The 25863-nt window shown below is 67.7% G+C and carries 27 protein-coding genes; 12 read left to right on the forward strand and 15 right to left on the reverse strand.

The features are described 5' to 3' along the window. Positions 1–61: 61 nt before the first annotated feature. Positions 62–625 (reverse strand): DUF2854 domain-containing protein, encoded by a 564-nt coding sequence (locus KQ303_RS12540; RefSeq protein WP_259730547.1) that lies wholly within the window; start codon positions 623–625, stop codon positions 62–64. Positions 626–684: 59 nt separating this feature from the next. Between KQ303_RS12540 and KQ303_RS12545 the strand changes: the two genes are divergently transcribed. Beyond that, a complete protein-coding gene (locus KQ303_RS12545) occupies positions 685–954 on the forward strand; it encodes a hypothetical protein (protein ID WP_259730635.1) in 270 nt (89 codons plus the stop codon). A 141-nt stretch (positions 955–1095) separates the two neighbouring features. Here the strand turns inward: KQ303_RS12545 and KQ303_RS12550 are convergent, their stop codons facing one another. Further along, entirely contained in the window at positions 1096–1605 is a 510-nt protein-coding gene (locus KQ303_RS12550; RefSeq protein WP_259730548.1) for a single-stranded DNA-binding protein, read from the reverse strand. Between the two features lie 41 nt (positions 1606–1646). On the opposite strand from KQ303_RS12550, the gene KQ303_RS12555 reads away from it, so the two are divergent. Together KQ303_RS12555 and cutA are read left to right on the forward strand one after the other, a co-directional pair. Then, positions 1647–2459 (forward strand): precorrin-6A/cobalt-precorrin-6A reductase, encoded by an 813-nt coding sequence (locus KQ303_RS12555; RefSeq protein WP_259730549.1) that lies wholly within the window; start codon positions 1647–1649, stop codon positions 2457–2459. A 2-nt stretch (positions 2460–2461) separates the two neighbouring features. Next, positions 2462–2884, forward strand: coding sequence for a divalent-cation tolerance protein CutA (cutA, locus tag KQ303_RS12560; RefSeq protein ID WP_259730550.1), 423 nt, complete (start codon positions 2462–2464; stop codon positions 2882–2884). On the opposite strand, the gene KQ303_RS12565 is transcribed toward cutA, so the two are convergent. From KQ303_RS12565 to KQ303_RS12580, 4 genes are all read right to left on the reverse strand, one after another. Further along, the gene (locus KQ303_RS12565) at positions 2798–3787 is read right to left on the reverse strand and encodes an adenosine kinase (RefSeq protein ID WP_259730551.1); all 990 of its coding nucleotides are present in this window, start codon (positions 3785–3787) and stop codon (positions 2798–2800) included. The genes cutA and KQ303_RS12565 overlap by 87 nt on opposite strands. Next, the gene (locus tag KQ303_RS12570; protein ID WP_094512949.1) at positions 3787–5100 is read right to left on the reverse strand and encodes an adenylosuccinate synthase; all 1314 of its coding nucleotides are present in this window, start codon (positions 5098–5100) and stop codon (positions 3787–3789) included. The genes KQ303_RS12565 and KQ303_RS12570 overlap by 1 nt, the downstream gene beginning before the upstream one ends. A gap of 116 nt (positions 5101–5216) precedes the next feature. Continuing rightward, entirely contained in the window at positions 5217–5690 is a 474-nt protein-coding gene (gene psb27 / locus KQ303_RS12575; RefSeq protein ID WP_259730552.1) for a photosystem II protein Psb27, read from the reverse strand. A 74-nt stretch (positions 5691–5764) separates the two neighbouring features. Beyond that, the gene (locus KQ303_RS12580; protein ID WP_259730553.1) at positions 5765–7585 is read right to left on the reverse strand and encodes a proline--tRNA ligase; all 1821 of its coding nucleotides are present in this window, start codon (positions 7583–7585) and stop codon (positions 5765–5767) included. Positions 7586–7738: 153 nt separating this feature from the next. Between KQ303_RS12580 and KQ303_RS12585 the strand changes: the two genes are divergently transcribed. Continuing rightward, positions 7739–8251 carry a hypothetical protein gene (locus KQ303_RS12585; RefSeq protein ID WP_259730554.1) on the forward strand — a complete coding sequence of 171 codons (513 nt, stop codon included), beginning with the start codon at positions 7739–7741 and terminating at the stop codon, positions 8249–8251. A 746-nt stretch (positions 8252–8997) separates the two neighbouring features. On the opposite strand, the gene KQ303_RS12590 is transcribed toward KQ303_RS12585, so the two are convergent. Then, positions 8998–9696 carry a class I SAM-dependent methyltransferase gene (locus KQ303_RS12590; protein WP_259730555.1) on the reverse strand — a complete coding sequence of 233 codons (699 nt, stop codon included), beginning with the start codon at positions 9694–9696 and terminating at the stop codon, positions 8998–9000. Positions 9697–9867: 171 nt separating this feature from the next. Here KQ303_RS12590 and KQ303_RS12595 point away from each other — a divergent pair, with 171 nt between their 5' ends. After that, positions 9868–10230 (forward strand): 2Fe-2S iron-sulfur cluster-binding protein, encoded by a 363-nt coding sequence (locus tag KQ303_RS12595; RefSeq protein ID WP_094512953.1) that lies wholly within the window; start codon positions 9868–9870, stop codon positions 10228–10230. Further along, positions 10227–10604: a Spx/MgsR family RNA polymerase-binding regulatory protein gene (locus tag KQ303_RS12600; protein WP_259730556.1), complete on the forward strand. Its 378-nt coding sequence runs from the start codon at positions 10227–10229 to the stop codon at positions 10602–10604. The genes KQ303_RS12595 and KQ303_RS12600 overlap by 4 nt, the downstream gene beginning before the upstream one ends. On the opposite strand, the gene KQ303_RS12605 is transcribed toward KQ303_RS12600, so the two are convergent. Further along, positions 10540–12054, reverse strand: coding sequence for a hypothetical protein (locus KQ303_RS12605; protein ID WP_259730624.1), 1515 nt, complete (start codon positions 12052–12054; stop codon positions 10540–10542). The two genes, KQ303_RS12600 and KQ303_RS12605, sit on opposite strands and share 65 nt — an antisense overlap. Positions 12055–12168: 114 nt before the next feature. On the opposite strand from KQ303_RS12605, the gene lepB reads away from it, so the two are divergent. Beyond that, positions 12169–12999 (forward strand): signal peptidase I, encoded by an 831-nt coding sequence (gene lepB / locus KQ303_RS12610; protein WP_259730557.1) that lies wholly within the window; start codon positions 12169–12171, stop codon positions 12997–12999. Here the strand turns inward: lepB and KQ303_RS12615 are convergent. Both KQ303_RS12615 and KQ303_RS12620 read right to left on the reverse strand, forming a co-directional pair. Next, positions 12938–14209 carry a dihydroorotase gene (locus KQ303_RS12615; RefSeq protein WP_259730558.1) on the reverse strand — a complete coding sequence of 424 codons (1272 nt, stop codon included), beginning with the start codon at positions 14207–14209 and terminating at the stop codon, positions 12938–12940. The two genes, lepB and KQ303_RS12615, sit on opposite strands and share 62 nt — an antisense overlap. Beyond that, entirely contained in the window at positions 14209–15585 is a 1377-nt protein-coding gene (locus tag KQ303_RS12620; protein ID WP_259730559.1) for a histidine phosphatase family protein, read from the reverse strand. The genes KQ303_RS12615 and KQ303_RS12620 overlap by 1 nt, the downstream gene beginning before the upstream one ends. A 74-nt stretch (positions 15586–15659) precedes the next feature. On the opposite strand from KQ303_RS12620, the gene KQ303_RS12625 reads away from it, so the two are divergent. The 5 genes from KQ303_RS12625 (at position 15660) to KQ303_RS12645 (ending at position 21250) form a co-directional block, all read left to right on the forward strand. Further along, positions 15660–17084, forward strand: coding sequence for a CPBP family intramembrane glutamic endopeptidase (locus KQ303_RS12625; RefSeq protein ID WP_259730560.1), 1425 nt, complete (start codon positions 15660–15662; stop codon positions 17082–17084). Positions 17085–17261: 177 nt separating this feature from the next. Next, positions 17262–17609, forward strand: coding sequence for a hypothetical protein (locus KQ303_RS12630; RefSeq protein ID WP_094512957.1), 348 nt, complete (start codon positions 17262–17264; stop codon positions 17607–17609). Positions 17610–17700: 91 nt separating this feature from the next. Further along, the gene (locus KQ303_RS12635; protein ID WP_259730561.1) at positions 17701–19515 is read left to right on the forward strand and encodes a penicillin-binding protein 2; all 1815 of its coding nucleotides are present in this window, start codon (positions 17701–17703) and stop codon (positions 19513–19515) included. A 65-nt stretch (positions 19516–19580) separates the two neighbouring features. Then, positions 19581–20768, forward strand: coding sequence for a transaldolase (locus tag KQ303_RS12640; protein WP_094512959.1), 1188 nt, complete (start codon positions 19581–19583; stop codon positions 20766–20768). A 98-nt stretch (positions 20769–20866) separates the two neighbouring features. Next, positions 20867–21250, forward strand: coding sequence for a Crp/Fnr family transcriptional regulator (locus tag KQ303_RS12645; RefSeq protein ID WP_259730562.1), 384 nt, complete (start codon positions 20867–20869; stop codon positions 21248–21250). Here the strand turns inward: KQ303_RS12645 and KQ303_RS12650 are convergent. The 5 genes from KQ303_RS12650 to KQ303_RS12670 all read right to left on the reverse strand — a co-directional run bounded on the left by KQ303_RS12650 (position 21228) and on the right by KQ303_RS12670 (position 25746). Further along, a complete protein-coding gene (locus KQ303_RS12650; RefSeq protein WP_259730625.1) occupies positions 21228–22361 on the reverse strand; it encodes an NAD(P)/FAD-dependent oxidoreductase in 1134 nt (377 codons plus the stop codon). The two genes, KQ303_RS12645 and KQ303_RS12650, sit on opposite strands and share 23 nt — an antisense overlap. A 5-nt stretch (positions 22362–22366) precedes the next feature. Then, a complete protein-coding gene (gene frr, locus KQ303_RS12655) occupies positions 22367–22906 on the reverse strand; it encodes a ribosome recycling factor (protein WP_094512960.1) in 540 nt (179 codons plus the stop codon). A gap of 25 nt (positions 22907–22931) precedes the next feature. Beyond that, a complete protein-coding gene (gene pyrH / locus KQ303_RS12660; protein WP_094512961.1) occupies positions 22932–23645 on the reverse strand; it encodes a UMP kinase in 714 nt (237 codons plus the stop codon). Between the two features lie 55 nt (positions 23646–23700). After that, complete coding sequence (cobO, locus tag KQ303_RS12665) at positions 23701–24408, reverse strand: cob(I)yrinic acid a,c-diamide adenosyltransferase (protein WP_259730563.1); 708 nt, start codon at positions 24406–24408, stop codon at positions 23701–23703. Positions 24409–24558: 150 nt separating this feature from the next. Further along, positions 24559–25746, reverse strand: coding sequence for a site-specific integrase (locus tag KQ303_RS12670; protein WP_259730626.1), 1188 nt, complete (start codon positions 25744–25746; stop codon positions 24559–24561). Between the last annotated feature and the right edge of the window lie 117 nt (positions 25747–25863).

Consider the following 25863-nt stretch of genomic DNA (forward strand, 5'->3'; position numbering starts at 1 on the left):
CCACGGGTTCAGAGCCGTCGGAGGCCCTGGGGAGGTGCGGAGATCGCCGCCGATGCCGCGCTCAGGGCACAGGCTCGGGGCTGACAGCCGCCGTGGGGAGCAGCGCCAGCTCCAGGAGCGAGGCATCGAGCGGCCGCAACTCGGCCGTGAGGCCTGGGCCGAAGAAACGACCAAGGCGCTCCTGGCGTGCCTGCCAACGCTCCAGGCTCACGCCGTTGAGACGGAAGCGCAGGATCAGGCCATAAGCACCGCCCTGCTCCAGCTCAGCCACGCTCACCAGTTCGGGCGGGCTGTCCTCGTCCCAGAGTTTGAGGGCTTCGAGGGAGGATTCCAGGTGGGCCTTCTGGCCGTAGCGCCAACGGGTCACGTCCTTGAGCACTTTTCGCAGCGGCTCGCTGGCCGTCTCCTCCCGCAGACGTTGATAGGTGGCCGGGGGGGTGAGCCGTTCGGCAGGCGGCAACTCCGAGGATTTCAGCGCCAGGCCACCCAACAACAGAGGGATGCCATAGAAGACACCGGCCAGGCTGATGTTCGGGCTATCGGTGACGTACGCGATCGAACCGATCACGGTGAGCACCGCTCCGAGAATCGTGAGCAGGCTGCCGGGGGAGGTGAGGGCTTGCATGGACCCATCCTCCAGCAAAGCCGTGCAGGATGGAGAGGCAACGCCAGCGATCCGCCTCCATGTCCCTGTCGCCGCCTGCCGACGGCCTCGACCCTGCGGTAGCCGCCCACGTTGATGCCGGCCAGGCGGCAGCCTCATCCAACCCCACTGGAGCCGCACAGGCACCGAGCAACCGGGTGCTGCTCGATCAGCTCACCGAAGACCGGCTCTGGCTGCTGCGTCAGATCGATGCGGGCCGCTGGAGTGAGCTGCGCCTCGATCTGGCAGCCCTGGAGCGCGAACTGGGCCAGATGCTCGACCAGGCCCGCGAGAAGCTGCAGACCGACTGAAACGTCCGGTGGTGGGAGTGGCAACGGCCGTTTGGCCGCCAACCCCCTCATCCGAGCGCATCCGGCCCATTCGTTCAGCAGGGCACGCCCGCTTGCTTCAGTCACGCGCGCAGGTTGGTTCACGCGTGCCCTCTCTCCTGATCAGAACGGGATGTCGTCTTCCTCCTGGGTGTCAGGCACGAGAGGAGCGGAATTCCAGGTGGGTGTGGCCGGGGCGGGAGCGGCAGGTGGCGGGTTCTGCCGCACCGGCTGGCGCACAGGAGCGGCGGCCCGTGAGGCCCCCATCGGCGCAGGAGCTGGCGCCGGCGCCCTGGATGGGTCGGCGCTTCCGCCAGCACTGACCACAGCTCCGCCGAGGGGATGGAGCCGGGAGAGGGTGAACTCGGCCCGCTTCTCCTTGGTGCCATCCGGGCGGTTCACAGTGTTCATGCGCAGGCGCCCTTCCAGCACCAAGCGCTGGCCCACCTGAACGCGGTTCTGCAGGTCCTGCGCCAGATTGCCGAAGCCCACCACCTTCACCTGGCCGGGCGGGTCATCCGGGCGCAACCCGTCGATCTGCACGGCCATCTCCGCCACCGGCGTCTGGTTGTCCTGGGTGTAGCGCACCTGGGGCGCCTCCAGCACCACCCCCTCCAGCAAGCAGTGATTCATCTCTCCGTCCGCACCGGCGGGCCACATCCTGATGCACGGCCGTGAAATGCACCAGCGGGCGCCTGTGGCTGGTCAGCGGCACCGGTGAAGGTCCCTGGCTCGCGGCGGCGCTGCTGGCGAACGGCTGGGAGCTGACCGTCTCCGTGGTGAGCCAAACGGCGGGGCGCGCTTACTCCCCCCACCCCCGGCTGCAGCTGGAGGTGGGCGCGATGCAGGGCAGCGCCGGCATCCAGCGGCACCTGGAGGCGGCGCGCCTCCAGCGGCGCCCCTACCAATGGGTGATCGACGCCAGCCATCCCTTTGCGGTGCAGATCAGCGCTCAGCTGGCGACGACCTGCCAGCCGCTGGGGCAACCGCTGCTGCGGCTGCTGCGGCCGCTGGAGCCGCACCTCGCCCCGCGGCAGACCCTGTTGAGCGATCTGCAGGCCCTGGGGAAGGAAGATCTGCGTGGCCAACGGCTGCTGCTCGCGATCGGTGCTCGCCATCTGGCCACCGCCGCTGCCCATGCCAGCGGGGTGGAGCTCTTCGCACGGGTGCTGCCCACACCCGCGAGTCTGCAGCAGGCGCGGGCAGCGGGGCTGCCGGATGCCCACCTGGCCTGCCTGCGGCCGGCGGGCGGCCCACTGGGGGGGGCGGCCCTCGGCATCGAGCAGGCGCTGCTGCGGCAATGGCAGATCAGCGCGGTGCTCTGCCGGCAGTCGGGTGGGCACACGGAGCGCGGCTGGCAACAGCTCTGTGCCGCCAGGGATCTGCAGCTGCTGTTGCTGGCGCGCCCCGCCGAACCCCCAGGGGTGGAAGGCTTGCCGCTGGAAGAGCTGCTGGAGAAGCTGGGCCCGCCCCCCCGCTGGCTCTAGCCATGCCACCGCCTTCCAACGACCCTGCCACGGCGCTCACACTGGTGCTCACCACCGAGGCGGACGCCGCCCATGCTGAGCGGCTGGCGCAGGCCCTGCTGGAGGAGCGGCTGGCGGTCTGCGTCAGCCTGCTGCCGATCACCTCGCTCTATCACTGGCAAGGAAGGATGGAGCGCAGCACGGAAGTGCAGCTGCTGATCAAAACCAGCACCACCCAGCTGGAGGCGTTGAGGCGGCGCCTGCACGCATTGCACAGCTATGACACGCCGGAGTGGATCCACTGGCCGGCCCAGACTGAAGGCGCCTATGGCCTGTGGCTGCAGGATGAGCTGGCCGGCTCAGCCCAGATGCAGCCGCACCAGATCCTGCAGGGAGGCCTGGGGTCGGGGTCCCAGCTGGGTGACCACCAGGCCGGCGCAGAGTGAACCCAATCGACCGCAGTCCTCAAGGCTCTGGCCCTGGGTGTAGCCGTGCAGGAAGCCGGCCGCGTAGAGGTCGCCGGCGCCGGTGGTGTCCACCAGGGGACCCAGCTGATACGCCGCAATCGTGTGACTGGTCCCTCCGGCCAGCACCAGCGATCCCTTTTCGCTGCGGGTGAGCGCGGCCACCTTGCAGCAACCACGCACCCGGTCCAACGCCTCCTCAAAGCTGTCGGTGGCATAGAGGGAGCAGATCTCCAGCTCGTTGGCGAAGAGCAGATCCACGTGGCCATCCACCAGTTCGAGGAAGCTGGCGCGGTGGCGCTCCACACAGAAACCGTCGGAGAGGCTGAGGGCCACCTCACCACCATGGGCGCGCACCACCTCGGCAGCGGCGATGAAGGCCCGCTTGGCCGGCTCGGAATCCCAGAGATAGCCCTCCAGGTAGAGCACCTTCGCCTGCCCCACCAGCTCCAGGTCGAGGTCGGCGGGATCGAGCGTCACCGAGGCGCCCAGATAGGTGCACATCGTGCGCTGGGCGTCGGGGGTAACCAGGATCAGACAGCGGGCCGTGGAGGGACCGGACGTGGTGGGGGGCGTCTGGAAGTGAGCTCCCACAGAACGAATGTCGTGGGCGAAGATCCCGCCCAGCTGATCGTCGCGGACACGACCGATGAAACCGGCGCGGCCGCCCAGCTGGGCGATGCCCGCCAAGGTGTTGGCTGCGGATCCGCCTGAGGTTTCAAGGCCAGGGCCAGAGGCGGCGTAGAGGCGATCGGCCTGAGCTTCATCCACCAGCGCCATGGTGCCTTTGGTGAGGCCATGGGCAGCAATGAAGGCATCGTCCGCCTGCACCAGCACATCCACGATGGCGTTGCCGATGCCGACGACATCAAATTGTTTGGGCATCACGCGCTCAACAGGGCCCGCTTGGGACCGTGGATCGGATCCTCCACGACGATCGTCTGGTCGCGTTGAGCCCCGAGGGACACGATGGCGATCGGCACCTCCATCAGCTCGGCGAGGAAGCGGAGATAAGCCATTGCCGTGTCCGGCAGCTCCTCAAGCTGGCGGCAGTCAGCGGTGGAGCTTTGCCAGCCGGGCAGCGTTTCGAAGATCGGCTGACAGCGGGCGAAATCCTCGGCACTGCTCGGGAAGTGGTCGATGCGCTCGCCGTTGAGCTCATAGGCCACGCACACCTGGATCTCGTCGAGCTCATCGAGCACATCAAGCTTGGTGATCGCCAGGCAATCGAGGCCGTTCACCTGAACGGCATAGCGGCCGATCACGCCATCGAACCAGCCACAACGGCGGCGCCGGCCGGTGGTGGTACCGAATTCATGGCCGCGATCGCAGAGGTGATCGTTGAGGCTGCCTTCGAGCTCGGTGGGGAAAGGCCCTTCGCCCACGCGGGTGGTGTAGGCCTTGGCCACACCGATCACACGGTCGATCAACGTGGGGCCCACCCCTGCGCCAATGCAGGCGCCACCGGACACCGGATTGGACGAGGTGACGTAGGGGTAGGTGCCGTGATCAAGGTCGAGCAGGGTGCCTTGGGCCCCCTCGAACAGGATGTTCTTGCGGGCACGGGCGGCCTCGTGGATCGTGCGGGTGCAGTCGACAACGTGGGGCGCCAGCCGCTGGCCATAGGCGGCGTACTCAAGGATCACCTCCTCGGGATCGAGCGGCGGCAGGTCGTAGATGCGCTCCAGGATCAGGTTCTTTTCGGCCAGAGGGGCCAACAGGCGATCCCGCAACCGGTCCACGTCGAGCAGGTCGAGCACCCGGATGCCGTTGCGCTCCGATTTGTCGGCATAGGTGGGGCCGATGCCCCGACCGGTGGTGCCGATGCGGCGATCGCCGCGGCGCTGCTCCATCGCCTGATCCAGCAGGCGGTGGTAAGGCATGGTCACGTGGGCCGTGGAGGCGAGCTTCAGGCCGGAGATGTCGATGCCGAACGTGGCGAGCATGTCGAGCTCACCGAGCATGACCTTCGGGTCGACCACCGTGCCGGAGCCGATCAGGCACGTGGTGTCGGGATAAAGAATGCCGGAAGGAATGAGGTGCAGTTTGAGCACCTTGTCGTCAACGACGATCGTGTGACCGGCGTTCACACCCCCCTGATACCGCACCACCACATCGGCGGAGCGGCTGAGCAGATCGGTGATCTTTCCCTTGCCTTCGTCACCCCATTGAGCACCGATGACGACGACATTGGCCAAGAAGGAAACAGCGGCCCGAAGCCGCTTCTAAGCACAAACAGAGAGCCTCTCAGATCAGCTGCCCCTTCGTAAACCCCCCAGCGGCATCCGTGATCCCGCCGGGGGTGGTCCGGGCTTCAGGCGCCGCGCACGGCGTTGGTTTCAGCCTTCTTGAGCTCCTTTTCCAGCCGGGCGCGCAACGCGTCGGGCAGCGGGCGGTTGGCGTAGTTGGTGTAGTGGCCCGCCAGCGAATTGACGGCGGTCTGCATGGTGGTGAAGGAGGGCAGGCCGTTCACGTTCGCCCGGGGGCGGTAAAGCGCCATGTAGTCGGTGATCAGGGCGCGGGCGTCGGTCTCGGCCGCGCTGCGGGCGGGGTCGTCCTGCTCCAGGGCGATGGTGCTCAGCAGGCTCTGGGCCACGGTCACGGTGTCGTCCACGTAGACGCCGCTGAGGTTGCCGGTGGCACTGCCGCAGGCCGTGAGCGTGAGGGAGAGGCACAGCGCGACCATCAGGGCCGACGCCATCAGCCGGCGGCCGAGACGTTGGACGGCGAGCAACAAGGGCCGGAAGGCGCCTTGGCCTGCTTCGAAACGCCAGGGGTGCGCGGCCATCGGTGCTCCTGATTGAATCGGGAAACTCTATAAGCCGTGCCAGCGAGTTCCCCCCGCACTCAGGCCCCCAGCGCTCAGCAGGAGGGGGCGCCTCTGCCGAGGCGGCCCGCTTCCACCACTGCGATCAGCTGGGCGGGCAGGTCAGCGGCGGCCAGCTCCTGCCGTTCGCCGCTGCGGCGCTCCACCAGCTCCACCTGGCCCTGGGCGGCCCCGCGCCCCACCACCACCCGCCAGGGAATGCCGATCAGGTCGGCGTCCTTGAACTTCACACCCGCGCGCTCGGGGCGGTCATCGAGCAATACCTCGATCCCGCCGGCCTCCAGGGCTGCATCGAGTCGCTCGGCCAGTTCCACCTGCACAGACTCCTGCATGTTCGCCACCACCACGATCACTTCGTAGGGCGCGATCGGTAGCGGCCAGCAAATGCCGTTGGCGTCGTGGTGCTGCTCCACCGCCGCCTGGGCCAGCCGGGACACACCGATGCCGTAGCAACCCATCCACAGCGGCTCCTCCACTCCGGCCTCATTGGTGAAGCAGGCATCGAGGGCGCTGGAATACTTGCGGCCCAGCTGGAAGATGTGCCCCACCTCGATGCCACGGCTGGCTTCCAGACGCTGCTCGGAGTCGTGCAGACAACGGTCACCCGGCTGGGCGGCGCGCAGATCCGCAGTGTCGGGCGTGGGGATGGCCTCGCCCCAGCAGGCTCCCACCAGGTGATGGTCGAGGCTGTTGGCGCCGCAGACAAAAGCGCCGAGATCGGCGGCCGACGGATCGGCCAGCCGCAGGAAGCGCTGCTGCCAGCTCGCAGCCCCTTGCAGCAGCGCATCAGGCAGGTGCGGGCCCAGGAACCCCAGCGGCCAGGGCTCAAGCCCTTCCCCCAGCACTTGCTCAGGCGTGATCGGCTCGAGGCTAAGCAAGGCGCCAGCTTCGGCGCAGCGGGCGGAAACCGCGTTGGAGAGCTTCACAGGATTGAGGGTCTGGTCGCCACGCAGGCTCACCAGCACGGGCAGGGGCCCACCGCTGGCAAAGCGGGCGAGCAGCACCAGCACCTTCACGGTTTGGGAAGGATCGAACCCATGGGCACGGCAGAGCGCCTCGATCGAGCGCTGAGCGGGGGTGGCCAACAGGGTGGGTGGAGCCGTCGGTGCCAGTGGCACCGACGGCTCCACCCGGGAGCAGGCGCGCTCCTGGTTGGCGGCGTAACGGCCATCGGGGCTGGCGAGGATCAGATCTTCGCCGGCATCGGCGGTGACCATGAACTCCTGGCTGGCGGAACCACCGATGGCACCGCTGTCGGCCTCCACCGCCACGGCACGCAAGCCGCAACGCTCGAAGATGCGTCGGTAGGCCTGATCCATCACGCCGTAAGCCGCTTTGAGATCCTGCTCATCGGCGTGGAAGGAATAAGCGTCCTTCATGATGAATTCCCTGCCACGCATCAGCCCGAAACGGGGCCTGATCTCATCGCGGAATTTCGTCTGAATCTGATACAGACAAACCGGCAACTGTCGGTAGGAACGCAACAGATCCGCCGCCAGAGCCGTGATCACTTCCTCGTGGGTGGGGCCCAGGCCAAGCGAACGGTCCTGGCGGTCGAGCAGGTGGAACATGATGCCCTCCCCAGCGGTGTAGCCCTGCCAGCGGCCGCTGCGTTCCCAGAGCTCGCTGGGCTGCAGCTGGGGGAGCAGGGTTTCCAGCGCCCCAGTGGCGTTCATCTCTTCTCGCACAATGGCCGACACCTTCTGCAGCACACGCCACAGCAAGGGCAGGTAGGCGTAGATCCCGGAACCGATGCGGCGGATGTAACCAGCACGCAGCAGCAGCCGATGGGAGGGAATCTCCGCCTCCGCAGGATCGTCGCGAAGCGTCACCAGCATCAGGCGGGAGACACGCATCGAGCGAACCGGAGCAGGGGCTGGACGCTATCACCGAGCCCCTCGGCAGGGGCGAGCGGCAAGAACGACGGCGAAAGGCTCGGCGGGAACCCAAACGCCGCGGCGATTTCTGCTACATTCAGTTTTGAGTCCCAGTAGTCCAAGGTTTGTCTCATGTCCACACATCCGAAGGGCGCTTTCGGGGGTGGGGTGGCCGGCCCTGGCCCTGGTTCCCCTGCGGTACCCCCACACGCTCAAGACTCCACGCCCCCTGGCGCCCCGTCCTTCAGTGCCGACGTACCCCCTGAAGGCCTGATCACCATCGATGAGGTGCAGCGGGCTCTGAACCGCTCGCGCGCCTCGGTGTATCGCTACACCAACACCGAACCGCGCAATCTCAATCCTCCCTTCAACCCACGGCGCCTCAACCCCGAATACCGCACCGATCAGAAGGAAGCGCTGCTGTTTCACCCCAACGAAGTGGCCAGGTTCGCCCGTGACGTGCTTCGCATCAAGGAAGTCACGGTGGAAGTTCTCAACGCCCCTTCCACCATCACCCAGCAATTGCTGGGATCCATCCTTGACGAACTGCAGGGGATCCGGCGCCTACTTCAGGGCATGGAACGTGCTCCCACCGACCTGAACAGCAAACGGGAGCACATTGAGCAGTCACGGCCGGCAGCCTGATCGCTGCCTCCTGACAGGCGTTCCACACGACGCACGGCAAGCAAAACGAAAAGATGGCATAATTGAGCCAAGATCAATGCCGAAATGGTGGATGAACTCCACCATTTTCGCAGCAGACGTTACAGACCTGCCCCAGCAGCGCTGTTCCTGCTCTGGATCTGCCACCCGGGCCCCACGGCGTTTCGGCCTTTCGTGCCGAAATCCTGAGCTCGGGGGGTGTCCCTCAATCCCCGTCCATGGACTCCGCCCAGTCTCGATTTCCAGCCGAAGACCTCCCTTCCACGCTCACTGAATCCGACGCCGACCCTGGCGAGGACCCATTCAGTACGGATTCCCTCCTGTTTTCCAGCTCGGCCGTTGCGGGCGGCTTGATCGGCCTGATGGCCGTGTTCATTCCGTTGATCTCGGTGATGGGATCCCGGCCTGCCGTCCTGCCCCGCCTGAGCCGTCTGCCAAGCGCACCACCGCCCCTGCACCACAATCAGGCCCAGCCGCCTTCCTCGGGCATCGGTCCATTGAGCCTGCCCCGAAAGGTTCAGCGCTGAACAGCCCGTCGCTGAGCTTGCTCACCATGGTGCTTCAGCTGGGTGTTCCACCTGGGAAGAGTCGCCAGCTGCTTGCTCACTTCCTGAACGTTCCCACAGGCAAAGCCAAGTCCAGTGGCAAGTTGTGCGATGGCAACGCCGCACGTGCTGCCCAATGACGACGCTCACAGGCGGTGCACAGGGGGTCTGCAGTGTCTGCTCTCAGGCCACGCGCTGGAGCAGAAAGCCTTCGTAGTCGAGGGCCTGAAAGATGCGTGCAGGGTCGCCGAAGCCTGCGGCATTCACCAATGCCGTGAGGCGGGCATCGCCGATCGGATGGAGGCCCTGGGTGAGGGGGGCGATCCGGTCGGCATCCAGTTCGAGGCCGCTCACCCTCTGAAAGCCGAGCCAGGCCTCGGTGATCTGCTCCTGGAGGAGCGGCAGGGCCGGCCGCATCAGATCCACCAGCACCAGTTGGCCGCCAGGCCGCAGACAGCGGGCCAAGGCACTCAGGAACGCCAGCTTGGTGCCGTCGTCTGGGAGCGACTGGAGCACGAGCACGGAAAGAGCGCCGGCGAACCCCTGCTCGGTGGTGAGCGCCTCTGCCGTGGTTTGCAGCCAGCGGATCGGGGCAGCCTCGCCGAGGCGCTGCCTTGCGGCGGCGAGCATGGCCGCTGAAGGGTCGATCGCAGTGAGTTGCCAATCGGGGCGTTGGGCAACGGCTTCCACCAGCTCAGCCCCCGTGCCGCATCCGGCCACCAGCACCTCGGCGCCCTCAGGAGCGGCGAGCGGGGAAGCGGCGAGCAAGGCCACAGCCAAGCGCGCCAGGCTGGCGTAGCCCGGGATCAACCGCTGCACCACCAGGTCGTAACCCTCGGGTTCGAGCGGATCGATCAGAGGAGAAACTTCAGCTGACGCCAAGGCCCAGGATCCGTTGTCAGCGATGCTAGGCGGCACCGCCGGCTGGGCAGCCCGTTGGCAATCCCGCGACAGCGACGCCGAGCCTGGGAAATGGGCCAACAAGCGTTGCATTCACGGGCAAGGGCCACCGCCTGCAGGTAGGTTGGTCGGCGCCCAGACTCCCTCCCTGCCGTGCCCACGATCCGGTTCGAAAACGAAGGCCAGAACGTCGGTTGCATCGAGGGGGCGAACCTCCGCAAGGCGGCACTCGACGCTGGCATCAACCCGTACAAAGGGTTGAACAACCTCAACAACTGCGGTGGCCTGGGCCAGTGCGGCACCTGCGTCGTCGAGGTGCTGGAGGGCGAGCGCAACCTCTCCCCCCGCAGCGACGTCGAACAGGTGTACCTCTCCGATCGTCCGGCCAACTACCGCCTGAGCTGCCGCACCAGCGTCACGGGGGATGTCACCATCCGCACCCGTCCGGATGCCGCCGTCGGCAAGGGCTCCAACAGTCTGGTTGGTGCGCTCAAGGCCCTCGTCGGCATGAAGTGAGCGTGGGCCTGAGGGTCTACAGCTACGCCGCCTGCTCCACCTGCAGAAAAGCCCTGCGCTGGCTGCAGGAGCAGGGCCTCGACGCCGAGGTGATTGACATCACCCTTCATCCGCCGTCCCTGGAAGAGTTGCGCCGGGCCCTCGCCCAGCTCGAACGCCGCCGCTTGTTCAACACCAGCGGCGTCAGCTACCGCGCCATGGGCTCCTCCGTGGTGAAAGCCATGGACGACGAAGCCGCGTTGGCCGCACTGGCCTCTGACGGGAAGCTGATCAAGCGGCCCTTCCTGATCAGCGCCAGCGGCACCGTGCTCACGGGCTTTGATCCCCAGCAGTGGCAGACGCTGCTTCGACCGGAGGCACCGGCGGCACCGTGAGCTGATCGAGCTCGCGGATCAGGGCATCGATACCGCTGCGGTTGATCTGGCCCAGATAGGTGAGCTTGAGTTCCTCAAGCAGCGAGCACAACAGGTGCTGACTGCGCGTCACGGCTGGGCCCGATTCGAGGCTGCCGGCCAGCTCTTCCCAGAAACGGTCGAGAGAGCGCTGCATCAGGTCGATCTGGCGGTCGTCCGGGTACTCCAGCCGCCGGCCGGCATTGCGGGACAGCTCCAGGAGGCTGTCCACCATGCCGGAGGACAGCTGGCGGGCGAGCTCCTGCTCCACCTGCAGCAGCGGCTGAAGCTGGCGCAGCGCCTGAGGCAGCACGGTCTGCTGCAGGCTCTGCTGAAGGATGTGGCTCAGCAGGGCTCGCAGTTCCGGCGCCAGCCGCGGCATCACGTCGTTGAGCAACAGGGGGCCCCAGATGCGCAACAGCTCCACCAGCTCACGCTCCTCGTTGATCGTCACGGTCTGGTGGCTGCGCAGGGCCCGGATCCGCCGGGGCCAGTGGGGGGAACGGATCAGTCCCTGAGCCCCATCCACCAGCTGCAGGGCCAGCACCTCGAACAACTCCACGGCCAGCAGCGACACCACTCCCCGGCTCACCACCGCGCGCAGCGGCTCGAAGTTGACGAGGCCGCTCACCTGCAGCCGCTCCACCACGGGAACCAGGCGCAGCCAGCGCCAGAAGGGGAGCAGCAGTGGCAGATCGGTCCAGCGGCGCAGCAGCGCTCCCCCCCAGCTCAGCCCGGGGATGCGCCGCCGCAGCCGGGCGGCGCGCAAGAGAATATCAAGCAGAAAGACGCTCTGGAACGCCAGCAGATCCAGTCGCCAGAAGTGGTCGGTGGGGCGGCCGTTCTCATCGATCGATCGCCAGTAGTTGGTGGACACCAGCGGCAGCACCTGCTGCTGCCAGAAGCGGCGCTCCGTTTCCCAGGGGTGCTGGCGCAGCCATGCATCGCTCAGCAGCCTCTCGGCAGAGCCTTTGGCGGAATCCAGGTCACCCTGCTGGCGCAGGCGGTTCTTGATCTTCTCCAGCGTGCCCGCCCCCACCGAAGCCAGGAACGGGTTGTCGTCGATCATCTGCTGGGTGAGCTCCACCTGCCGACGACGCAGCTCCGGCGCGCTCTCACCCGCGGAAAGGGCACGATCGAGCTGCTCGAACGCGGCCAGGTAGGCCTGGGTTTCCCGGTGCGGTTCGATGCCCTTCACCGGGTCGTAGAGGGGGGTGATGTCGGGCAGCAACGGCAGCGGCAGGACCACCGGCAGCGAGGGCAGCGGATAGAGGTTCCGCTGCAGCCAGAAGGTGCGCAGCGGCACGTAGGTGAGGTCGAAGCAGACCCACAGCAGATTGAAGCTGGCCCAGATCGCCACGAAACGGTCCCAGCGGCGCGCCAACGCATTGCTGGCAAAAGGCCGGATCGCATGCCAGCGGGGGCGGACCATGAGCACCGAGCGGTTCGGTCAGGGTAGGAACGCGAGGGAACATGGCTGGGCGCTTAAGGTTTCAAGTCGGCCACTTCGCGCCTCCGGCGCTCTCCCTCCGCTGCCCGAACTCTCTTGACCACTGAGGATCTGCCAAGGCCGCCAGAAGCACCCGCGAACCCCCAGCAGCCGTCCCCTTCGCCGAAGGGCCCTCGCGGTGGTGAAACCGAGAGCGCCTGGGCCTTCTGGCGCAGCGTCCTGATCACCCTGCTGGTGGCGCTGGGCATCCGCCAGTTTCTGATGGAGGCCCGCTTCATCCCCTCCGGCTCGATGCTGCCGGGGCTGCAGATCAACGACCGGCTGCTGGTGGAGAAGCTGTCGCTGCGGAACCGTGAGCCACGGCGGGGCGAAATCCTGGTGTTCAACTCCCCCTTCCATTTCGATCCGGCTCTGCGAAAGGATCGCAACAGTGGTCCGCTGCGCTGCCTGCTGGTGAACATTCCGCTCGTGGGTTCCCTGCCCGGCCTTCAGGAGCCCGCCTGCGATGCCTACATCAAGCGCGTCGTGGCCCTGCCTGGCGAGCGCGTGGCCGTGGATCCTCGCGGGCGGGTGAGCATCAACGGCAAGCTGCTCAATGAGCCGTACGTCAAGAATTACTGCCCCGTCGACAGCCAGGGCGCGGGGCCCTGCCGCACCATCAACACCGTGGTACCGGCCGGTTCGGTGCTGGTGCTGGGCGACAACCGCGCCAACAGCTGGGATGGACGCTTCTGGCCCGGCTCCCCCTTCCTGCCCCAGAAAGAGGTGATCGGCCGGGCCTTCTACCGGTTCTGGCCGCTGGATCGCCTGGGTGAGCTCGGCGAAAACGACAAGGCCAGTGGTGAATCAGCGGTTCCGCCACTGCTCATTCCTGAGGCCCCCGCCACAGCTCCGGCAGCACCCCCACCGCCAGCACCCGCCCGGTAACCGTTTCACCCTCGAAGGGCTGGTTTGCCCCACGCGACGCATAGGGATCGCCTGCCTCCAGGGTTGAAGCGGCGGCGGGATCGAACAGCAACCAGCGGCGTGAACCGGGCTCCAGCCTTTCTTCGTCCAGCCCCAGCAACCTGGCGGGGCCCCAGCAGAGACGCTGCCAAAGCGCAGCAGGCGCCCAACCCTGCTGCACCACCAGCTCCTGCCACAGGGCAGGCAGCACATGGCGGTGACCAGCCAGCCCGGGGCGGCGCTGATCGAGCGGCAGCAGGCGTTCTTCGGCATCAAGCGGCAGGTGATGCACTGCCACCGCTGTGAGCACCCCGTCGGCAAGGGCCTGGATCAAGGCGTGGCGATCCTCCGGGCTGCCCAGCGAGGGTTCAAGGCGCCAGCCTTCTGCCACCGGATCAAGGCTGCCGCTGTCCGCCACCAGGTGCCACCAGCAGACGCTCGCCTGCAGCGGCAGCCCGGAGCTGCGCAACAGGGCCACCCCCGCAGCGGTGGAGAGATTCGCCAGCCGCAGCGGAGCATCGGGCAGGGCGCGGGCCAGCTGCAGCAGGCTCTGCAACGGCAGCGTTTCGCTGAACACGGGATCCGGCGGCCAACCAGCCCGGAGCGCCTCCACGCTCTCCCGCACGAAACCGCCGAGGGTGAGGTCAGGGTCGCGGGGTGAAAGCAACACGGGCAGAGGCCCCGCCTCCGCCAGCCGCAGCCCGCGCTCCAGCAACGCCAGGGGCGGCAGGGCGCCGTCTTCGGCCAGGCCGATGGCGCCGACCGCCGCCAGATCACCATGGGGCGCCAGCTCCTGGCCGCGTCCTCCGCGGCTGAACGCCCCCCAGAGCGGCAGGAGAAAGGGGTCTGGGGCCTGCAACTGCAGCCGCTCCGGACGGTCCCGCCAACTGCCGGCCCGGGGAAGCAAGGCCACGGTGCCATAGCCCGCCGCCGCCGCGGAGGCCACCAGGCTGTCCAGGGTTTCCGCCCGACCAGCGAAGGGCTCCTCCAGGGTGCTGTGGGGATCCACCAAGGCCGGGGCCAGCAGCCAGTCGTGGGCGACCAGCGGCACGAGACCACGATGCTGGGCCTCGCTGGCGGCGGCCTGATCGAAACCGATCAGCACGCCATCATCGAGCAGCACATCGCGGTGGCGCAGGGGCTGATCCGGACCGGCCAGCACCTGCACCTGCGACAGGAAGCGGGCCGCCATCAGAGCGCACCGGCAGCCGTGCGGTCGATCACACCACCGAGGTGGCTGGTGAGGTTGAGGCTGGATACCACCGGCCAGGCGGAAACAGGGCCGCTGAACTGGCGGGCGGGGTAATCGATGACAGTGACGCCGCCGTTGCCCTGCTTGACCATCCAGATGTCGGCGGGGCTGAGCCCGAGCAAGGCGCAGAGCAGGGTTTTGTTGACAGCATCGTGGGCCACCACGAGCGCGGTCTCGTCGTCCGCAAGGCTGCGGGCGATCCGCTCCCAGGTGTCGAGCGAACGATCCCAGACCTGCTGAAGATTCTCCCCATCGGGCATCTGAACGGTGTGGGGCGCCCGCTTCCAGTCGGCCAGCAGCTGGGGCCAACCAGCCTCAATCTCCGCCTCCAGCCTGCCCTCCCACTGGCCATGGCCGATCTCCACCAGGCCCTGCAGGCTGGTGAGTGGCACGCCGGGGTGGAGCGCCAGGATCGCTTCGGCGGTCTGGCGTGGCCGCGCCATGGCACTGCTGTAGGCCCGCTGGATCGGCAGCTCGGCCAGGAAACGGCCGGCGGCGGCGGCCTGCTCCTGGCCATGGCCGTTGAGCGGAATGTCGATCTGCCCCTGGAAGCGCCCCTGGCGGTTCCAGTCGGTTTCGCCGTGGCGCACGAGCAGCAGGCGGGGCCCCTCCCCCTTCGGTGGCACCGGCACACCCAGATGGGCGGTGCCATTGAGCGATTCGATCTGCACCTCCACGGTGTGATCGGGGCGTCGGCGCAGATTCAGCACCGAGAGGGAGGCGTTATCCACGCGCAGCCGCTGAAAGTCGCTGGCGGGAAGACCGAGTGCCGCCAGCAGCAGACAGCGCAGGATGGCGTTGTGGGCCACCACGAGCACCGACACGGGCCCATCAGCCGAAGACGTTTCGGCCGCAGGGTCGGTCACCGGCAGATGGCGCTCCAGCAGGCGTTCGAGGAAATCGGCGGCCTGGTCCCTGAGTTCGGGTACCGGCCGGTAGGGCTGGCCGTGACGGGTCAGTTCGAGGGTGTGGGGGGCCTGGCGCCAGAGCGCGTAGTCGGCAGGAAACCGGTCGCGGATCTCGCGGCTCAGCAGACCGCTCCAGGGGCCCAGATCCACCTCCAGCAGACCGCTGTCCGCCTCGGCGCGCTGTCCGCCGCCATGGGCTTCCAGCAGGGCGGCGGCCGTGGCGCTGGCGCGGCTGAGCGGCGAGGTGTAAGCGGCGGCGATGTCAAGCCCGCGCAGAGCCTCGCCGGTGGCGGTGGCCTGACGAACGCCTTCGCTCGTGAGGGTGGAAAGGTCGTCGCGCCCCTGCACCCGATGCTCGGTGTTGAAGCTGCTCAGCCCGTGACGGACCAGAAGAAGCCGGAGGGGCACAGGGATGGAGCCGCAAGCGAGGCCATCGTATGGGAGGGCTTCAGGGCACAATCGGTGCAAAGACGGGACGTGTTGTGACAACGGCAGGCCCGAGACAACGCATCCCCCCCTGGAAAACGGCGCTGGCCTTCGTCAGCCTGGCCCTCAGCCTGCTGCTCTGGGTCAATGGCCTGGTGGCAAGCCTCACCCGCCCATCGGTTGGCAACGATCTCGGCAGGCGCCAGCTTGAGTTGGCCGCGCTGGCGGCGCCCCAACTGCCCCCCAGCTGGCGTGCCGCCGTGGTGGGCCAGGAGCCGGAAGCCTCACTGCTGGCTGAACTGCAGCGCCAGGCCCAGCTGCCGCCCCTGCCGGACAGCGCCGAAAACGATCAGGACCCCGAGTTTGCCCGCGTCCAGCAGCGCTCCACCCTGTTGACCCGGGCGCTGCTGCTGATCCGTGCGGGCACTCCTGAGGAAGCCCGCCCCCTGCTGGAGCGGCTCGATGACGGCACCGACCCTGGCCAGAGCGCCCTGATCCGGAGCCTGTTGGCGGGCAGCCCAAGAACCGGCGTCGACCCGGTGGCCGCTGCTCTACCGCTGGAGAACCCGCTCCAGCGGCGCCTCACCTGCCAGGCACTGGGCGGGTCTGCAGACCGCTGCGCCCTGCCTGCAGAAGAGCGCCGGGCCAAGGCCCAGCTGCTGGCGGCGAACGCGCTGCCGGCCCTGGCCCTGCTGGCCGGCCTGGCCCTGCTGGTGCGAGCGGCCTGGGTGCGCGTGAGAACCAAACCGAGCCCGCTGCCGCCGCTGGTGGGACCGGAGCTGGGGGCGGTGGATCTGATCCTGCTGATCTCGGGCGGCTTCGTGCTGCTGGGCGAAGTGCTCACGCCGGTGCTGGTGAGCCCGGTGCTGAAGCAGTTGCTCGACGGGCTGCAGGTGGAACCCTCCCTGGCGAAAGGCCTCACCGTGGTGGCGCTCTACCTCGGCCTCATCGCCGCTCCGCTGGCGATTCTGCTGCTGATGCTGCCCAAGGCCGGACCCGAGGGGGGGTGGCTGCAGTTCCGCTGGCGGCCGCTGGCGCCCACTTTGGCAAGGTCGTTTCAATATTTTCTGATGGTGCTGCCGCTGGTGAGCTTCGCCGGCTGGCTGCAGCAGCAGATCTGGCCGGATCCCGGTGGCAGCAATCCGCTGCTGGAGATGGTGCTGAACAACCGCAGCAGCCTGGGCCTGCTGTGTTTCGCCTTCACCGCCGTTGTGCTGGCTCCTCTGTTCGAGGAAGTGATCTTTCGTGGTGTGCTGCTGCCGGTGGTGGCCCGCGACCTTGGACCCAGCTGGGGAGTGGTGATCAGTGCCACCATCTTCGCGGTGGCGCACCTGAGTCTTGGGGAGCTTCCCGCCCTGTTCGTGCTGGGCCTGGCCCTGGGCTGGCTTCGGCTCAACAGCGGCCGGTTGAGTGCAAGTGTGTGGCTGCATTCCCTCTGGAACGGCTTCACCTTCACCAACCTGCTTCTGCTGGGAAGCTGACGTCGCCTTGCTGAGCCTGCGCACGCATGGTTCACTGGCGGATCGAGGCACATTCCCGTGGTCGCTGTCCCTTCAGCCGCACCTGCTGCAGCGCCCTCCCTTCACCGGCGCTCCTTCGCCGTCATCCACGGTTCTCTGTCGTCGCGCAAGGTTGCGCGACAAGCTCCAGTTCTCGCCGTGCTTCACAAGGCTGCTGATGGTCTCCTGATCGCCCTTGGCGGCTCGATGATCGGTCTGGCAGCCCTCACGGTCCACTGGCAGAGCCAATGGACCAGGAGCTACCAGGAATTGGAGTCGTCCCAGGTGCTTGAGCACCGCCTGCAGGAATCGGTGGCCCAGTTGGAGCGCCATCACCTGACGGCGGCTCGGCGGCCCGGTCAGTTGATCCCGACGAGCATCCGCCAACTCGTTTATTTGCCCTCGCCATCGGATCACCACAAGGCCGCTGCGCAACTCCCCCTGCTCGGCCAGGTGAACGCCACCATGCTCGACGTCAGCCAGCGCACCGTTCGTCCCGGTTACTGAGGTGGTGCGATCAAGGGGATGGACCGGTTCCGCGCCGTCTGCGCCCATCCGGCGAAACGACCCCCCTGCGCGCGGTGGCCGCAACCGTCGGGTGGTTGCGTTGCAGTCGGTACCGGCGGGACGGCTAGTGGCCGTGTTCCTGCTGCTGGCCGCCGGCCTGGTCGGTCTGTCGATCCGCCTCGCCTGGCTGCAGGTCAAGGAAGGTGACCGGCTGCAGTCGAGGGCGCGCGCCGTTCAGACCCAGCAGGTGGAACCGATCGGCCGCCGTAGGCCGATCGTGGATCGCCAGGGGCGACTGGTGGCTCTCGATGAAGAGCGCTTCACCCTTTGGGCCCATCCCCGCTTTTTCAACTTTCCGGGCGATGACCCGCAATTGGTCCGCACGCCCACCGATGTGGCCCAGAGGCTGGCATCGGTGCTGGCCATGCCGGAAACAGCCCTCGTTCAGGCCATGGGGCCACGCCGCTCAGGGGTGAAACTCGCCACCGAGCTGGATCCGGAAACTGCCCGCCGTGTGCGGGAGCTGGGCATCAGCGGCTTGGATCTTGAGGCCTACCCCCAGCGCATCTATCCCCAGGGGCAGCTGTTCGCCAACGTGGTGGGGTTCCTCAATCTCGAACGGGTGGCCCAGGCGGGCCTTGAGCAGAGCCGCGACAAGGAACTCCGCCGCCACGAGGGCGTGCGCAAGATGCGCCGCGGCGCCGATGGCACCCCTCTGCCGGACGGCATCCAGGCCGGTGCCCTCTACAGCGACGACCTGAGGCTTCAGCTCACCCTCGACGCCAGGCTGCAGCAGGTGGCCCAGCAGGCGCTGGTGAAGCAGATGAAGCAATGGAAGGCGAAACGCGGCGCCGCCATGGTGATGGACGTGCGCAATGGCGAACTGCTGGCGCTGGCCTCCGCCCCCAGCTACGACCCCAACCGGTTCTGGAGCTTCTCGCCGTCCCTCTTCCGGGAGTGGTCGGTGCAGGATCTCTACGAACCGGGCTCCACCTTCAAGCCGATCAACCTGGCGATTGCTTTGCAGGAAAAAGCGATCAAGGCCGATGGAAAAGTGAGCGACAGCGGCCAGCTCACGATCGGCGGCTGGCCGATCTTCAACCACGACCGCAAGGGCAACGGCCTGATCGATTTCCCCACCGTGCTGCAGGTGTCGAGCAACGTGGGCATGGTGCTGGCCATGCGGCAGGTGAAGCCGGTGCAGTTCTGGGAATGGCTGCGCAGGATCGGCATCGACACGACACCGGACACTGACCTGCCGGGAGCCGTCGCCGGTCAGCTCAAGAGCCGGGAGATCTTCACCACCCAACCGATCGAGCCGGCCACCGCGGCCTTTGGCCAGGGCTTCTCGCTCACCCCGCTCAAGCTGCTGCAGCTCCACGCCATGCTCGCCAACGGCGGCCGGCTGGTGAGCCCGCACATCACCCGCGGCCTGCGCTCGGGCGAAGGTCTGGCGGACGCCGCACCACCGGCCCAGGGCCTGCCGGTGCTGGATCCGGCCGTCACCAAGCAGGTGCTGGTCTGGATGGAATCGGTGGTGAAGAGCAGCAGTAGTCCTGGCGTGAAGATGGAGGGGTACCGGATCGGCGGCAAGACCGGCACGGCCCAGAAGGCCCTCAACGGCGTGTACATCGCCGGCGCCCGCATCTGTAGCTTCGTGGCCACCCTGCCGATCGAGGACCCCCGCTACGTGGTGCTGGTGGTGGTGGACGAACCCCAGGGGTCCAATGCCTACGGCTCCACCGTGGCGGTGCCGGTAGCCCGGCAGATCATCGAAGCCCTGCTGGTGCTCGAAAAGGTGGCCCCCAGCGAACCGGCGCGCAATCCCGCTGCGGCTGCAGGCGCTCAAGCTGGAGCTGCTGGCAGGGCCACCCCGGCTCAGGGGACCGCAACGGTGCGGGGTTGAGCACGGTCAGGAGTGGGCCGCAAAGCTGCTCAGTAGCTTGAGACTCCACGCTTGTGTGTGCAGCCATGGCCAACCTGCTCGATCAACTCGCCGCCATGACCGTGGTGGTGGCGGACACGGGAGAGTTGGAAGCCATCAAGCAGTTCACCCCTCGGGACGCCACCACCAACCCGTCGCTGATCCTGGCGGCGGCCCAGATTCCCCTGTATCAGGGCCTGATCGACGAGTCCCTGCAGGCCTCCCGCCAGGTGATCGGCCCCGATGCACCGGCCGAGGCCGTGGTGCTGGAAGCGCTTGATGAAATCTGTGTCACCTTCGGCAAGGAGATCCTGCGCATCGTGCCTGGGCGGGTGTCCACGGAGGTGGATGCGCGGCTCAGCTTCGACACCGCCGCCTCAGTGGCCAAGGCCCGCAAGCTGATCGGCCTCTATGAGGAGGCCGGCATCGGCCGCGAGCGGGTGCTGATCAAGATCGCCTCCACCTGGGAGGGCATCAAGGCCGCAGAGGAGCTGGAGAAAGAAGGCATCCACTGCAACCTCACTCTGCTGTTCAGTTTCACCCAGGCGGTGGCCTGCGCTGAAGCCGGCGTCACCTTGATCTCGCCCTTCGTGGGCCGCATCCTCGACTGGTACAAGCAGGACACCGGCCGTGATCACTACCCGGGCCCGGAAGATCCCGGTGTGATCTCCGTCACCAGCATCTTCAACTACTACAAAACGCACGGCTACACCACGGAAGTGATGGGAGCCAGCTTCCGCAACATCGAGGAGATCATTGAACTCGCCGGCTGCGACCTGCTCACGATCTCGCCCAAGCTGCTCGACCAGTTGCGGCAACGGGAGGGGGTTCTGATCCGGAAGCTCGATGCGGAGGCGCCGGCGGCCTCCGAAGCCAAGCTGCAGCTCGATCGCGCCGGATTCGAGGCCCGCATGGCCAACGACCGCATGGCCAGCGAGAAGCTGGAGGAAGGCATCAGCGGCTTCTGCAAGGCAATCGAAACCCTCGAAGCCCAGCTGGCCCACCGGCTGGCTGAACTGGAGGGTGAAGCCGCCTTCGCCCATGCCGCACAGGAGATCTTCCTGCTCAACGACATGGATGGCGACGGCTGCATCACCCGCGAGGAATGGCTCGGCAGCGACGCGGTGTTCGACGCGCTCGACACCGACCATGATGGCCGCCTGGTCCCGGAAGACGTCCGTGGCGGCCTCGGCGCACCGCTGGCGCTCTCTCTCTCAGCAACGGCCGCCGGCTGAGGGCGTCCTCGGCTGAAGCAGCCTTGAGCTGAAGGAGTGCTGGGCTGAAGGAGCCCTTAACCTCCGGGGCTCACACTGGGATCAGTTGCCCACCGGCCATGACCGTTCACGCCCTCGACACGATGCGTGCCCTCGCCTCCCAGGGAGAAGTGCGCGCCTTTGCCGCCGGCGAGCGTATCTTCAGCGCCGGTGATTCCGGCGACTGCATGTTCGGTGTGCTGGAGGGCGTGGTTCAGCTCAGCTGGAACGGCGATTCCGCCCGTGAGGAGATCCAGGCGGGCGATGTGTTCGGGGCAGGCGCCCTGGTCACCGGCGATCACCGACGTTATGGCAACGCCACGGCCTTGAACGACTGCCGCCTCCTGGTGATGAACCGGGAGAAGTTCCTGTTCGCCGTGCAGGAATCGCCCATGTTCGCGATCGAGCTGCTCGGCTCGATCGACGAACGGCTGCGCCACATCAAGGATTCCCTGCGCCGCTGAGCAGCAGCCGGCGGATCACCCGCTGGGCGATGTCGCCGTAGCCCATGTCGCCCGAGAGGATCTGGGCGATGCGCTGCGGCGCCGTGGGGCGCTTGATACCCAGCTGATAGCCCACCCGCGGCACCCGATAGAACACCTGGGCGATGCGGCGCCCCCAGGCCATTGAGCTGCCCCACTCCTTGCGCATGGTGTCGCTGTAGGCGGCCAGGGCTGCGCTGTCGCCCGACAGCCAGCCATCGATTCCTGCCGCAGCGCGGGTGGCACTCAACAGGGCTGGCCGCAATCCTTCCGCCAGAAAGGGGTCGCAGAGGGAGGCTGCATCACCCACCACCGCCAGGCCATCGCCATGCAGGCGGTGGTGGCCATCCCACACCCGCAGCGGCCACTGGCGCCGCACGCCGCTGGCGGCCTCGAAACCAAGGCTGGGCAACAGCCGGGCCAGGGCGGCCTCACCATCGACAAGATCCCGGCCCAGGAAGGTGCCCACCCCCACGCTCATGCCCCCCTCGCGGGGAAACGCCCAGCAGAAGCCGTGGCGCACCAGGCCGAATTCAAAGCGGGCCGTGTCCGGCTCCAGCGCGGCGCCCTCCAGCTCCACCGACAGGGCCGCGGCGTAGCGGGGGCGCGGTGACCCCAGCCCCAGAGGAGCGGCGAGGCGCGAACAGGCGCCATCGGCGATCACCACGGCCCTGGCCTGCAGGGCGCCGCCCCGCTCCAGCTGCACCTGCCAGTGCTCCCCCTGCCGCACGATGGCGCTGACGGCAGTGCCGGCCATCAGGTCGGCGCCAGCCGCCACTGCCTGACGGGCCAGGAAGGCGTCGAGCACGGAGCGGCGCACGATCCAGAACGGCGATGCCCCCGGCAGCTCCGCCAGCACAGGATCCTCCAGGCACCAGGTGAACCGCACCTGTGTGATCACCCGATCCACGGCCGGCCCGAGATCGAAGGGGAACCAGCGCTGCACCGAGGCTGCCATGCCGCCACCGCAGGGCTTGGCGCGCGGCATCTCCGCCGCCTCCAGCAGCTTCACGCGCCAGCCCTTAGCCGCCAGCTGGAAAGCGCTCGCCGCTCCGGCAGCTCCGCTGCCGACGACGATCACATCGGCATCCAGCGGACTCAAACCCGAAGGATGTCGGCTTCCTTCTCCGCCAGGTGCTTCTCAAGCTCGGCAATGAAGCGGTCGGTGAGCTTCTGCACGTTGTCCTGCTGATCGCGGCTCTGATCCTCGGAAAGCTCGCCGTCCTTCTCCTGCTTCTTGAGCTTCTCGATGGCGTCACGGCGCAGATTGCGCAGGGCCACCTTGCCTTCCTCGGCGTAGCGGGAGGCCAGCTTGCAGAAATCCTTGCGGCGCTCTTCGGTGAGCGGCGGGATATTGATGCGGATCACCTTGCCGTCATTGTTGGGGGTGAGGCCCAGATCACTCATGGAGATCGCCTTCTCGATCAAGCCCATCGAACCGGAATCGAAGGGCTGGATCTGGATCGTCTGAGAGTCGGGCGTGGAGATGGTGGCGAGGGAACGCAGGGGGGTATCTGCGCCGTAGTACTCCACGCTCAGCTTGTCGAGCAGGGAGGGGTTGGCCCGGCCGGTGCGAATCGTATTGAAGGTGCGCTGGGTGGCTTCCACCGACTTGCGCATGCTGGCTTCGAGTTCCATGAAGGAGTGGGGTGAGGGGAAGGGCTCAGCGGGCCGGGGTGATGCGGGTGCCGATCGGCTCACCCGCCACGGCGCGACCGATGTTGCCGGCACCGAAGAGATCGAACACCACGATCGGGATGGCGTTGTCCTTGCACAGGGCGATGGCGGTGCTGTCCATGACGGCCAGTTCGCCGCTCAGCACATCCTGGAAGGTGAGGCTCTCGTACCGAACGGCATCCGGGTAGCGGGCGGGATCCTTGTCGTAGACCCCATCCACCTTGGTGGCCTTGAACACCACGTCCGCGTTGATCTCGGCCGCCCGCAGAGCGGCGGTGGTGTCGGTGGTGAAGAAGGGGTTGCCGCAGCCGGCGCCGAACACCACCACCCGCCCTTTCTCCAGGTGGCGGATCGCCCGGCGCCGGATATAAGGCTCGGCCACTTCCTGCATGCCGATCGCCGTCTGCACGCGAGTGGGAACACCGGCGCGCTCAAGGGCGTCCTGAAGGGTGATGGCGTTCATCACCGTGGCCAGCATGCCCACGTAATCGGCGGTGGCACGGTCCATGCCTGCCGAGGAACCCTTGAGGCCCCGGAAGATGTTGCCGCCACCCACCACGATCGCCAGTTCGGTGCCGGAAGCCACCACAGCCGCCACATCCGTGGCGATCGACTGGACAATGGCCGGATCTATGCCATAGCCCAGCTCCCCCATCAGCGCTTCCCCGCTGAGTTTGAGCAGGACGCGCTTGAATGCCATCGTTATGAGCGCTCAGCCGCTGCGGACGGCCGAACAGTAGCAAGCATGGCGGTCGCTAGAACTCGATGCCGGCCTGCGCTTTCACACCCTGCTCACGGAAGGGGTGGCGCACCAGGCGCATTTCCGTCACCAGATCCGCCCGTTCGAGCAGCGCCGGCGGCGCCCCACGCCCGGTGAGCGCCACATGGGTGAGCGGTGGCCTTCGGCTCAGCCCATCGAGTACCTGCTCAACAGCGAGATAGCCCAACTTGATGGCTACGTTCACCTCATCAAGAACCACGAGCTTGCGGCCGGCGTCTTCGAGGTAGGTGAGCGATGTCTGCCAGGCCTGCTGCACCAGCGCGCGGTCACGCTCCCGGTCCTGGGTCTCCCAGGTGAATCCCTCTCCCAGGGCGCGCCAGTGCAGCGCCTCACCGAACAGCTCCAGGGCGCGGGCTTCACCCGGCTGCCAACCCCCCTTGATGAACTGCACCACAGCCACCTGCTCGCCGTGCCCCAGGGTGCGCAGCACCAATCCCAGCGCTGCGGTGGTCTTGCCCTTGCCGTCGCCGGTGAACACCAGCACCAGACCCTTCTCCAGGTTGCGCTCCCCCACCCGCTGGCGCTGCACCTCCTGACGCCGCTGCATGCGGCGGCGGTAGGCCTCCCCATCGGCCTCCGGCGCCAGAGCCCCTCCGGGACCCAGGCGGGCCGCCTCCTGATCCAGCGCGCTGGCATCGGGAACTGGGGCGGTAACAGCCAGGTCAGTGGCAGCAAGGGACATAGGAGTCGGGGTAGTGGGAGCGGAGCTGGCCGTCGAATCGGTGCTGGAGCGGGTCATTGGGTCAGGCCAGGGGGCAGAGGCCAGGGGGTTGCAGCGGCGTAGCAGCGGCACCCCCTGCCGTGAGCAGGACAGGGCCGCATCCTGACCGACTCAGCCGGCACGGTGGCGGGAGAGGGCGGCGTCCACGGCCTGCTGCTGATCGCGGCGCGTGATCCAGTGGTGATAAGTGCGCGTATGGATTGACACCGAGTGCCCCATCATCCGTGCCGCCACCGTGTCGGGCAGGCCGATGTGGATCGTGCGCACGGCCCAGGCATGGCGCAGGTCGTAGGGGGTGATCGGCAACTCGTAACGGCGGAACTGCTCCGCCACCCGCCGCCCCACCTGCTGCAGGGTGGTGGTGCGCAAATCGGTGCAGACCGGTGGCAGGGCCCCCGTCTCCAGAGCGAGGCGTGGCAGCTCGAAGCGCTCCACCCAGTCGGGCTGGAACGGCCACACCTGGTGCTCACCGGTTTTGCTGGTGGGAAGCACCCGGATCACCCGATCACCGCCGGGCAGCAGGGCGCTCAGATCGGAGAAGAACACCTCGTGGTTGCGCAGGCCGTAGGTGGCCATCAGGCCATAGGCGAGCCGCCAGCCGGGATTGGGGATCCGCTCCACCAGCTGCTCCACCAGAGCATCACGCGGTAGCTGGCGGAACTGGGCCCGGTGCAGGCCGTAGCCGCCGGCCCTTGCGCTCCAGTCGGCGGGCAGGTCGATCGCCACCACCTCGGCCAGGGCCGCCAGGGCAGTGCCGCACTGCTGGCGGCTGCGGCTGGCGGCGGGGTAGCTCTCCAGCACCTGCAGCAGCAGCTCCCCGTCGAGCCGGGCCCCGGCGGCGCGGGCGGCCAGGCGCCGCACATAGGGCAGATAGGCCGCCGTCCAGGTGGTGCGGGTGCCGGCCGGGTTGCGGCGACGGCGAGGGTCCTCGAAGAACTGGCGCTCGAAACGCACCAGCGCGGCATCGAGCGCGGTGGCCGCCGCACGGGTTACACCGATGCCGCCGGCAGAGGGGTTGGTGGCGGGCCGCCCCGCTGCCGGCGCAGTGGGCCAGGTGAAGCGCTGCTGCTGGAGCTCCTGCTGCACGCGGCGCAGTTCACGGCGGGCCTGGCGCAGTCCCTCCGCATCGGCGGGCAGCCCCAGGCTGAGCCGTTGCACACGGAAACGCCCGCTGCCCCGCCGGCAGGGCAGCGGGCCGCGCAGGCCGAGGCGCTGGCCGCGTCGCTCCAGACGCAGGGCGACACCGGCGGCGGCCAGCTGGGCGTTGCCGCTCTGGAGTTCAGCGTCGAGCCCCGCCAGGCCCGGTGCGCCGGCCGCTTCAGCGCTCACCGCTTGTTCGCTCACCCCCGTTGCCGTTGCTCAGGCAGGTGCCGACGGTATCGGCACGGCCGTGGCCACGCCAGCCGGCGGTGAGCA

This window comes from Synechococcus sp. CS-1333 (assembly GCF_025128015.1).
GTDB lineage: Bacteria > Cyanobacteriota > Cyanobacteriia > PCC-6307 > Cyanobiaceae > MW101C3.

Excerpts from the sequence above, each read along its gene's own strand:
- KQ303_RS12540 (WP_259730547.1), bottom strand. The coding sequence starts at position 625 with ATGCAAGCCCTCACCTCCCCCGGCAGCCTGCTCACGATTCTCGGAGCG.
- KQ303_RS12545 (WP_259730635.1), top strand. The coding sequence starts at position 685 with ATGTCCCTGTCGCCGCCTGCCGACGGCCTCGACCCTGCGGTAGCCGCC.
- KQ303_RS12550 (WP_259730548.1), bottom strand. The coding sequence starts at position 1,605 with ATGAATCACTGCTTGCTGGAGGGGGTGGTGCTGGAGGCGCCCCAGGTG.
- cutA (WP_259730550.1), top strand. The coding sequence starts at position 2,462 with ATGCCACCGCCTTCCAACGACCCTGCCACGGCGCTCACACTGGTGCTC.
- KQ303_RS12565 (WP_259730551.1), bottom strand. The coding sequence starts at position 3,787 with ATGCCCAAACAATTTGATGTCGTCGGCATCGGCAACGCCATCGTGGAT.
- psb27 (WP_259730552.1), bottom strand. The coding sequence starts at position 5,690 with ATGGCCGCGCACCCCTGGCGTTTCGAAGCAGGCCAAGGCGCCTTCCGG.
- KQ303_RS12580 (WP_259730553.1), bottom strand. The coding sequence starts at position 7,585 with ATGCGTGTCTCCCGCCTGATGCTGGTGACGCTTCGCGACGATCCTGCG.
- KQ303_RS12585 (WP_259730554.1), top strand. The coding sequence starts at position 7,739 with ATGTCCACACATCCGAAGGGCGCTTTCGGGGGTGGGGTGGCCGGCCCT.
- KQ303_RS12605 (WP_259730624.1), bottom strand. The coding sequence starts at position 12,054 with ATGGTCCGCCCCCGCTGGCATGCGATCCGGCCTTTTGCCAGCAATGCG.
- KQ303_RS12615 (WP_259730558.1), bottom strand. The coding sequence starts at position 14,209 with ATGGCGGCCCGCTTCCTGTCGCAGGTGCAGGTGCTGGCCGGTCCGGAT.
- KQ303_RS12640 (WP_094512959.1), top strand. The coding sequence starts at position 19,581 with ATGGCCAACCTGCTCGATCAACTCGCCGCCATGACCGTGGTGGTGGCG.
- KQ303_RS12645 (WP_259730562.1), top strand. The coding sequence starts at position 20,867 with ATGACCGTTCACGCCCTCGACACGATGCGTGCCCTCGCCTCCCAGGGA.
- frr (WP_094512960.1), bottom strand. The coding sequence starts at position 22,906 with ATGGAACTCGAAGCCAGCATGCGCAAGTCGGTGGAAGCCACCCAGCGC.
- pyrH (WP_094512961.1), bottom strand. The coding sequence starts at position 23,645 with ATGGCATTCAAGCGCGTCCTGCTCAAACTCAGCGGGGAAGCGCTGATG.
- cobO (WP_259730563.1), bottom strand. The coding sequence starts at position 24,408 with ATGTCCCTTGCTGCCACTGACCTGGCTGTTACCGCCCCAGTTCCCGAT.